At 38.9% G+C, this 10,604-nt stretch carries 6 protein-coding genes and 1 pseudogene; all 7 read right to left on the bottom strand.

Annotated elements, in window-relative coordinates; all coding sequences use genetic code 11:
• Positions 1-304 precede the first annotated feature (304 nt).
• The gene (hppD, locus tag AC2VNP_RS00580) at positions 305-1,426 is read right to left on the bottom strand and encodes a 4-hydroxyphenylpyruvate dioxygenase (protein WP_486915116.1); all 1,122 of its coding nucleotides are present in this window, start codon (positions 1,424-1,426) and stop codon (positions 305-307) included.
• 325 nt (positions 1,427-1,751) lie between these two features.
• Positions 1,752-2,918, bottom strand: a complete 1,167-nt coding sequence (locus AC2VNP_RS00575; RefSeq protein ID WP_486915114.1) for a PCYCGC motif-containing (lipo)protein — start codon at positions 2,916-2,918, stop codon at positions 1,752-1,754.
• 303 nt (positions 2,919-3,221) lie between these two features.
• Positions 3,222-3,329, bottom strand: a pseudogene (locus AC2VNP_RS00570) (tryptophan 2,3-dioxygenase); the annotation flags it as partial.
• A gap of 38 nt (positions 3,330-3,367) precedes the next feature.
• Positions 3,368-4,741 carry an MFS transporter gene (locus tag AC2VNP_RS00565; RefSeq protein WP_486915112.1) on the bottom strand — a complete coding sequence of 458 codons (1,374 nt, stop codon included), beginning with the start codon at positions 4,739-4,741 and terminating at the stop codon, positions 3,368-3,370.
• 477 nt (positions 4,742-5,218) lie between these two features.
• Positions 5,219-6,841 (bottom strand): long-chain-fatty-acid--CoA ligase, encoded by a 1,623-nt coding sequence (locus AC2VNP_RS00560; protein WP_486915110.1) that lies wholly within the window; start codon positions 6,839-6,841, stop codon positions 5,219-5,221.
• A gap of 46 nt (positions 6,842-6,887) precedes the next feature.
• Positions 6,888-8,057, bottom strand: coding sequence for an acyl-CoA dehydrogenase family protein (locus AC2VNP_RS00555; protein WP_486915122.1), 1,170 nt, complete (start codon positions 8,055-8,057; stop codon positions 6,888-6,890).
• Positions 8,058-8,228: 171 nt separating this feature from the next.
• Positions 8,229-9,953, bottom strand: coding sequence for a sigma-54 interaction domain-containing protein (locus AC2VNP_RS00550; RefSeq protein ID WP_486915108.1), 1,725 nt, complete (start codon positions 9,951-9,953; stop codon positions 8,229-8,231).
• Between the last annotated feature and the right edge of the window lie 651 nt (positions 9,954-10,604).

Raw genomic sequence — 10,604 nt, 5'->3', positions numbered from 1 at the left:
TATAGCGGGATCTCCTAGTATTTCCCTCTAGTGCTAACGAAACAACCACTTTGTATAGCGGGATCTCCTAGTATTTCCCTCTAGTGCTAACGAAACAGCCACTTTGTATAGCGAGATCTCCTAGTATTTCCCTCAAGCGCGAACGAAACGGCCATATCCGTTAGCGGAATTACCTAATTTTTCCCTCTAGTGCAATCCACTCCCTCTCACCCTCACATTGGTTAGTGGAATCTCCTAATCTTTGTCTTATTAAATGCGCTCCTCTTTTTAAGACCCCCTCTTTATATATATTCGCGACCAATCCTTAAATATTTCCACGTCGCTCTTGTTCACGTTCAATGGATTCAAATAGGGCTTTGAAATTTCCTTCGCCGAAGCCTCTTGCTCCTTTTCGCTGAATGATTTCAATAAATAGTGTTGGTCTATCCACGATTGGTTTTGTGAAGATTTGCAGCAGGTAGCCTTCATCATCACGATCTACTAAAATACTAAGCTCTTGTAGTTTTTTCAAATCTTCATCAATGTCACCGACACGTGCACTCAGGTCTTCATAGTAAGCAGCGGGTGTATCAAGGAATTCAATTCCGTTTTCCCTTAAGGCTTTTACTGTTGAGATAATGTCATTCGTAAGTAGTGCAAGGTGTTGCACACCTGGTCCATTGTAAAAATCTAAGTATTCCTGGATTTGTGACTTGCGTTTACCTTCTGCTGGTTCGTTGATTGGAAACTTGATACGGCCTGTTCCGTTTGTCATTACTTTCGACATTAAGGCTGAATAGTCGGTAGAAATATCCTCATCATCAAAATGCTTTAAAACTTGGAAGCCAAATACTTTTTCATAATATGTTGTCCACTCTTCCATACTTTCTACATTTCCGACCACATGATCTATACCAACAAGTCCCGTTGATGTGGAATGGTTATTTCCTTCGTAAACTTGATACCCAGGTAAGAAACAGCCGTTATAATCAACGATCTCAATTAACGTATGGATCGCGTCTCCGTACGTACCGACGATCGCTTTTTTCACAGTACCGTTTTCGTCACTTTCTTTCCAAGGCGCTCGAACCGGAATACCCCCGCGCTTAACTGCTCCCTCATAAGCTTGATCGACACTCGACACTTTTAAAGCAATATCTTTCGCGCCGTCCCCGTGTAATTTTACAAATGACGCCACTTCGGTATCATCTTTCAGTGATCCGGTCACAACTAACTGGATGGTTTCTTGCTGTAGAACATATGAGACGAGATCGCGGGTTCCCGTTTCAAGACCTCGATAAGATGTAATTTCAAACCCAAAAGCGTTACAGAAAAAATAAGCCGCCTGCTTTGCATTTCCAACGTATAATTCCAAGTGATGAATACTTTCAACTGGAAACACTTCATTCTCTGTCTGTTTGTTCACTTCAAATGCATTTTTAGCCATAGGTAAAAGCCTCCCATCAATTACTGAAAATTCAAAATAAACCGCACGTTAATTCGAATGATAGTAAAATAAAAACATCTTTGCAAGCGCTTACATTACCGCTTAAATTCTTTACATGGTTAAAGAATCCAACTTCATTTTTTACCAAAAACCCTTTGTTAACGGTGTTTTTTAGAAACCATACAAAATGGAATTAAATGTTTTTATCTAAAAATTTTTTGTTTATCTTTTTAAAACCACTGCAATACACAAATTTATAAAAACCGCCTCCACATAAAAAAGAGCAACTACTAGAGAAAATCTCTTAATAGCTGCCCTCAATAGTTTAAGGCTGTGGAGTTTCTGTCGGAATGTAACCTTCAAACATACGATCAATATATTCTCTTATTTCCTGAAGGGTCTTTCCTTCGTCTTTCAACTCGACGTAAATGTTAGTTAAATCTAAACATACTTGACAAAACTCTCCGTGCTTTTCTAACATTCTCTGTCCACTTTCATTGTAGGTGAAGAAACAGTTGTGATTACTTTTGTGACCAATTTCCCCACACCCGCAAAAGCACGGGATTTTTTCTAAATCATGTTGGTTTAAAATATTTGTATTGTATTCATCAACACCGATGATGGGAATCCACTCATCATCATGTTCAAATATGAATTTTTGATTTTGCGATTTTTTCTTAACTAATAATTCCTCAGTTAGTATATCTCCCTCATATGTTTCGTTGACCATTTGGACTTTTTCTACACCATCAAACGATAATAGCGTGAGTGCAATTAATTCTTCCGTTTGTTGCCCAATAGTCGTTCCTAAATATTGATCGAAATGATTAGACACTGTAACAATTGTCACTCCATCTGCCCCGTCGATCTTAACAAATTCAACGTCATCAGGGATGGGGCTTGACAATTGTTCTGGTAATTTGGTTTTGATTGCTAGAAGCTCTTGAATGGCAGAGATACGCGGATAGCGAACCTCAGAGTTATATTTTACAAATCTAGGAATCTCTACGTATTTTCCATCGTCCTCATTCACAGAAAAAATGGAAATTAATATGCTATTTTCTTGATTTGAGTTACTTTGAGGTACGATAGGTTCAACCTCATTTGTTTGTAAAAACTCAATTGCTTCTCTGTACAGATCAAGTTCTGTCTCTTTTTCTAACCGCTTTAGCTCTTCACCATTACTATTCAAAAATAATACTGTCGGGTGTTCTTTTACGCCATAATCATTCACAACATCTACATCATTAATTACGTTATACTGGATAAAATTCAAATCTGTAAATTCTTCTTCTAATTCTGATAGGACCTCTTTTGCATCGTCACAACTAGTACATCCTTCCAAAGCAAACGAAGCAATTTGGACTAACTCGGTTCTATCGACGTTTGAATCTGCGCTCACAGATGCGCTTTGGTCATTCGTTGAGCATCCTATTAGAATAATGATAAACAGTGCAACACCAATAAAAATTAAAAATGGTTGAATTCTCATGTTGTAACCCCTGCCTTTAATATAATCTTTTGGATCTTACTGCTCTTGAAGTAAAAATACCGTTTAAATTTAAAGGAATTGTGAAGAACTTCACAAAAGGTGTTGCTATTTGGTGAACATTTTAACTGCACTTCTTAAGTTTTTCTCATTAAAAGTTTTTTCTATAATTTTACGGAAACATAAGAATACCGTTATTCCTCTCTAGGACCATTTCCGTCATCCTTCGTACGAATCAATGTTAGAACGCTTTCCAAAATGAAAAGACCGCACAATAGCGGTCTTTCACCTAATGATTCTGTAGTTTTACAATTCCGTCCGCAAATCCCACAACTCTGGGAAAAAGCGCTGGTCTAGTACTTTTTTCAAATAGTTCACTCCGGAAGTTATTCCGGTTCCCATTTTGAAGCAGATGAAAATATGCGGACACTTTCATCGACGTTAGTGACTACTTAATTCCCACCGTCTCTACGCGCTTGAAGCTGTGCAAGGATGTCTGTGTAATATTTATCCACTTTAAATAACCAAAGGAGAATAACTTGAATGACTCCTAGAGCGAGTGGAATATAAAGATTTAATGCGAGGATCATGGTCATGGCTGAAGCTGATTGTTCAGCGGCGCCTCCAATATACCCTCCAAATCCTAGTAACCAACCAATAAGCGCTAAACCGATACCCGTACCTACTTTTGTTCCAAAACTCGCCCCGCTATTGATCAGTCCTTCTGTTCTCAATCCTGATTTTAATTCACCATACTCAATCGTGTCATTAATCATAGCAAATATTAAAGCGATGCCAGGCATTACACCAAAACCTACTAATACGTGACCTGATAAAAAGATCATCAAGTTTGAAGGGTCGATGAGCTTGATCACTTGTCCTGTAATAAAGACAAGCGCACCAACTAAAGCAACATTACGCTTTCCAAACTTTCTAACGATTGGACCGAGGAATAATACCCCAATTAGCATCGGTAAGGCTGAAGATAGGCCAATCAATGGAAAATAATTAATATTCCCAATGATAAATTGAGCATAATACAAGGCTCCTCCTTGCGTTAAACCGATAGTTGCGTAATACGTGAGACAGAACCCAGTAATGATTAACCAATATTTATTTTTAAATAATGCTTTAAATCCAGCTTTAAACGGAATTTTTTCACTTTCTTTTTCCTGAACAACGACGGAAGCTCTTTCTTTTACAAAAGCAAATGTTACAAAAAGAGAAACTACGGTAAGAACCCCATATAGAACCGCGAGCATCGTCCAGCCGATTTTTGCGGCTAACGGTTGTGTTAATGTAACGACAAGAAGGTTTCCGCTTAAAATAAAAATGGCGGCATAAATATTTGATAAAGAACGACTATGCTGATGCTGTGTCATCACTCCAAGTAGTGTTTTATACGGAATGGAGACAGCCGTATACACAAAAACAAATAATAGGTAGGTTATATAGGCGTAGACGATCTTCCCTGTTGTACCTGTATCAGGCACAGTAAACAGTAACACCGTCATGATCCCAAGTGGAACGGACATCCAAAGGATCCATGGTCTTGCCTTTCCGTATTTTGACTTCGTGCGATCGACTAATGAACCCATTCCTAAATCGGTAAATCCATCAAATAATCTAGCTACTAACATAAGTGTACCAACGACTCCGGCTGCAATTCCCGCTACATCTGTATAGAAATAGGTTAAAAAAGATCCCATTAAACTCCAAACAGCAAAGATACCGAAGCTGCCAACACCATAGGCCCACATTTCTTTTTTCTTCGGTTTTTCGACTTCAATGACTTTAGTTTCACGGTTTATATTTTTTGCTAACATTGGCGACTCTCCTCTTCTTTGAGACTAGGTCTCATCAATAAAATCACTACACATCTAGATAACTCAGAAATGTAAGGGCTTACAAAGTTTTTTAGTAGAAAAAGAGATCGATGAACAGCTGTAATAAAATGAAACTTTTTTTACTGGTGGTTTTCCACCATTCCTACTGGCGCTATCTCTTCAGTAGCCTTTTCTACTTCATTAACAATATGAAGTAAGAGTCTTAGCGCCAGTAAAACAGGAATACTGATCAACTATTAAGATATTCAATTAAAAATCGCAATTCCTTGCCCCAGCCAACACATAGAGTAGCTATTCCGTATCGTTCGTTTCTTCGCTGCAGTTTATAGATTAATGTCGTTATGATTTTACAAGCCGTAATGTCACTTCTTTATCCGTGAAGCGCACAAACCATTGCAATTTATGAACCCATTGCCTTGGAACTTATGACACTAATTTTCTTAATATCTTCTGTCTTCATCTGATCTCTCCTTCTAGATGTAATGCTGTTTCTTCAGCAATCAGGCTTTGTCTTAATATTTTTCCGACAGCTGTTTTAGGTAATTCTTTTCTAAAAGAAATGTGTTTAGGAACTTTATATGCGGCTAAATGTTTTGAGCACCAATTAACGATTTCAGCTTCAGTGACCGCTGAGTACTCATCTTTTAAAACAAGGGCTGCCTTAACGGTTTCTCCGCGGTACGGATCCGCGACACCAAAAACACAAGCTTCTGAAACGGCCGGATGTTGATATAAAACATCCTCTACTTCTGTTGGATATACGTTGTATCCACTAGCGATGATCAAATCCTTTTTCCGCCCAACAATATAAAAATAACCATCTTCGTCCATTTTCGCTAAGTCTCCTGTGTATAACCAACCGTCGAGAATGGCCATCATCGTTTCGCTTTCATTGCTCCAATAGCCTTTCATTACTTGAGGACCTTTAATAATGAGTTCACCCACTTCACCAGGGGGGAGTTCAGTTGTACCTGTTTCACGATCCACGATTTTACTATCAGTATTAGGCATAGGGATCCCAATACTTCCAGCCTTTTTTAAACCAGTCACTGGATTTCGATGAGTAATTGGTGCCGCTTCTGAAAGGCCATAGCCCTCAACGATCACAGCACCCGTCTTAGCTTCAAATTCTTTCATCGCTTCAACTGGCATAGGTGCAGAACCGCTATTACACACTTTCATGCTCGATAATAATTCTTTGGTTGCTCTAGGATGACGGAGTAAGGCGATATACATCGTCGGCACACCTGGGAAGAATGTCGGTCGATATTTTTCCATGTACTCTAACGTCTGTTCAATCGTAAATCGTTTCATACAAATAATCGTCCCTGCTCCAAAAATGGTTAAGTTCATCGCACCTGTCATCCCATACACATGGAAGAATGGCGTAACACTTAAAATTCGTTCACCGGGCCTTTCAAAAAAACCATCGGAAAACACATAACTTTGATGAACGTTCGCGATGAGGTTATAATGAGTTAGCATGACGCCTTTGCTGCGTCCGGTTGTGCCCCCTGTGTATTGTAAAACGGCGACATCTTCTTTCGGATCAATGTCTACTTCGGGAAGGTCAATATGGTTCGTATCAAGGATCATTTCATAAAAACTTTGTTCGCCTTCGAATACCATTTCCTTTGTAACGTAAATTGATCTAATAATACCCTCGTTTGGAAGCGCTTTTATTTTAGGCCGCTGAATATCATTTCCAACAAACCATCGTGCCTGAGAATTTACAAATAAGTACTCGAGTTCACTGGATTGATACAGCGGGTTCACTTGAACAACGATTCCACCTAGACGAAGAGCTGCGTAATAGGAAATGATATATTCCGCAGAATTCGGAAGCATAACCGCTAATTTATCCCCTCTTTGAAAACCTGACTGATGAAGAGCTGCTGCAAATCGGTCCGTATACTTTTTTAACGTTTCGTACGTCCATTCTTTCTTTTCGTCTATGACCGCTAATTGATCAGGATAGTCAATTGCAGTTCTTTCTAATAACTGATAGACGGAAATGGACGGAATTTCGATTGTCGATGGAACATTTTCCGGGTAAAAATTTAACCATCTATTATTCAACAAATTGTCCCCTCCTACTTTTTGGAAGCTTCTCCTCTAACCTCTTTTAGCCATTTTGTTCAATCATTCTCGAAATTACTAAGCGCTGAATTTCCGCTGTTCCTTCCCAGATTTGATAGATTTTCGCATCACGCAGCCATTTCTCCACAGGATATTCTCGGCTATAACCGTAGCCACCTAAAATTTGGATCGCCTCAGTTGCTGTTTTTACGGCGACATCTCCGGCGTACAACTTTGACATACTTCCTTCACCACGAGCAAACGGCTGGTTATTTTTAACGAGCCAACCTGCTTTCCACAGCAGTAATCGAGCGGCTTCAATTTCTGTAGCCATATCAGCTAACTTAAAAGCAATCGCCTGATTTTTAATAATTGGTTTACCAAATTGTTTACGCTCTTTTGCATATTCAAGCGAATATTCGTACGCAGCTCTTGCAATTCCTAATGCTGCAGCTCCAACAGACGGTCGCGTGCGTTCTAGCATTTTCAATGCAGCAAGACCACTAATGTGAGTCGGTTCCCCAGGTTCACCACCTAAGCGGTTTTCCAACGGAATTCGGCAATCTTCTAGGATGACTTGTGCCGTATGCGAAGCTCGAACACCCATTTTTATTTCCTTTTTCCCCATTTTCAGTCCTGGTGTTCCTTTTTCGACTACGAAAGCAGCGACACCATTCCAACCTTTTTCTTTGTCGGTTTGAGCAAAAATGACGTGAACATCAGCTATACCACCGTTCGTAATGAACTGTTTGGTTCCGTTCAGGACGTATTCATTTCCGTCTCTTACGGCGGTAGTAGCCATGGCGGATACATCCGACCCTGCACTCGGTTCTGTAAGTCCCATTGCCCCGAGTCTCGGGTTATCAGGATCACAGAAGCGCGGAATAAATTTCTTTTTTTGTTCTTCGGTACCAGCTACCATTATGCCTGTCGCAGCTAATCCCGTTCCATTGATCGCTGTACCGATCCCAGCACAACCCCAATAAATTTCTTCTGTCATTATTAAAGATGTAATTGGATCATTAATTCCTAAACCGCCGTATTCTGCCGGGTAACGATACGATGTTAACCCTAGCTTTGCCGCTTTTTTGATAACATCCCATGGCACTTCCTCGGTATCATCATAAATATGGGCAACTGGTCTAATTTCATTTCGTGCAAAATCCCTAGCTAGCTTTTGAAATTCTTTCTGTTCATCTGTTAAAGCGAAATCGATCATTCTAATCATTCCTCCAGTAACTTTTAGTCAATTTTGTTTCTCTACCTATTGCATTGCAAAATTCGTGCCAAAATAAAAAAGCGCTATAATTAGCGCTTTTCAAATGGATGGATAGAATTAATACATTTTTGTATTAAAATGAGCGAATTTTTAATACGTTTTTGAATTTTAATACATTTTTGTATCGATGGGTTTAATCTTATATTTTTGTAGCTTTCGGACAATCGTCGCTTGGCTCGTGCCAAGATGGTCAGCGATTTCATACGTCGTTTGGAATTGTTGTACTGCAAATGTTAATACTTCTTGTTCTGTTCTTTCAACGGCTTCCTTCAGCGTTCGAATTTCCTTTGGATTATTTATTTCTTTTGGAGTTTCTATTTCCTTTTGGACATACGCAATGGTTTCCTTCCGGTAATCGTCAGGCAAATCCGTAATTTTAAGCTCATTGGTGGGTACAGTCAGCATCAATCGTTCAACTAAGTTGGCAAGTTCACGGACGTTCCCCGGCCAATCATACTGATAAAAAAATTCTTTGAGGGATTTATCAAAGCTCTTGGATATTTGATATTTACTATTATTCTCATATAAAAAATGTTGAACGAGGGGTAAAATATCATCCCTTCGCTCCCTGAGCGGGGGAATGGAAACCGGCACAACATGTAAACGGTAGTATAGATCTTCTCTAAACATGCCTTCTTCAACCATCTTTTTTAAATCCTTATTGGTAGCTGCGATTACTCGAACATCTACTTTTTTAACATCGGTTCCCCCGACTCTCTGAATCTCTTTTTCTTGCAAAACCCTCAGTAGTTTCACTTGTAAATCGAGCGGTAACTCTCCAACTTCATCTAGAAATAAGATACCAAGGTCAGCGAGTTCAAACATCCCTGGTTTACCCGATCGGCTCGCTCCCGAAAATGCACCGCTTTCATAACCAAACAATTCCGATTCAAGTAAGTCTTTAGGAATCGCGCCGCAATTGACTTTAATCAATTTACCTGTATCATAACGGTTGCTGACACGATAGAGATGCCTCGTAAAAACATCCTTACCAACTCCGGTTTCCCCTAAAACTAAAACGGTTGCATCCACATTGGCAAGTCGTTGGGCCACTTGGAATAATTCCTGCATCTTTTCACTTTTGATAACGACTTCTGGATCTAAGTTTTTATAAGCTTTCAGTCGCTCTAATTCATGCTTGTACTGATCATTTAACTGTTGAACCTTTTTTAATTGTTCGTGAAGGTTATTTAATTCAGAAAGGTCACGGATGTTGGTTACCACCTTTTCAATCTCTCCAGCCTCATTATAGATGGGACTCCCTGTTAACATCGTTTCCATTTGGTTATGATTTTTTTGCACGACTGTAACGGCTTCTTTTTTCTCTAAAACTTTAAGTGTAACCGACTCGGTAAGAATCCCTTTTTCAAGTAGATACTTAATGTTTTTCCCAATATAGTATTCTCTCGAAATCCCGGTAATGCGTTCGATCGCAGAGTTGACCTTTAGCGTAGTTCCTTGATGATCAGTAATATAAAAACCATCATAAGAGCTTTCGATGATTGCATCGAGTTCTCTATTATATTTATCTAGCTCTTTCACTTTTTCAAGTAAGTCTACATAGTGATCACCATTTAACAGGATGAAGATATAGTGTTTACGTTCATGAAGTTGATATGTCTTCGAAACTAATAGATACTTATGGTCGTTATAGTGAGCGATATACAAATTACCATTAGGCACCCATTGATCGAAAAAATCAGTGATTGGTTGTCCTTTTTGTATAGCTGGAAGTTCGATACCTTTAAAATACTCGTTATAATCGATAACCAGCTGCTGCTCATTCGTTACTAGGATCGGGAATGGAATGGGAAGTTCTTCTGTAAAATTCATCGTATCACTCCGATTAATTATTCTAGACAAGGGCTGTATGTAGGCAAGTCTAAGGATACTGTTTAGTCCATTTATTAAGTGGTTACATTTTTAAAAAATTCTTTTAGTATCGTAGGTTGCCAGTTTCAGCTTGATCGATATAGGTTTAATATCTAGACACCTTCTGAAAAACTATTGTACTATCAGTTTACATTACATTAGGTTAGGAAAGAAATAGTTTCAGAATATTTAGTTAAATAGATTTGATTTGATTGAATAGGAAGCGTTTTTTAGAAATATTTTTACATATACTGGATGTTCTGTTTTGAATATTAACATGAAGTTTTTGTGAAAATTAGGTAGTACTACATCTAACAGACTCTAATCTGCGGTTTGCGTCCCGAACTTTTGCGATATTGAAGATTTCGGGGTTCAAATAGCGGTTTGCGTCCCGAACTTTTGCGATATTGAAGATTTCGGGGTTCAAATAGCGGTTTGCGTCCCGAACTTTTGTGATATTGAAGATTTCGGGGTTCAAATAGCGGTTTGCGTCCCGAACTTTTGTGATATTGGAGATTTCGGGGTTCAAATAGCGGTTTGCGTCCCGAACTTTTGTGATATTGAAGATTTCGGGGTTCAAATAGCGGTTTGCGTCACGAACTTTTGTGATAT

The sequence above is a fragment of the Alkalihalobacterium sp. TH-98 genome (assembly GCF_057473385.1).
The sequence above is the reverse complement of the archived record's forward strand: the minus strand, read 5'-3'. Positions and strand labels throughout refer to the sequence as shown.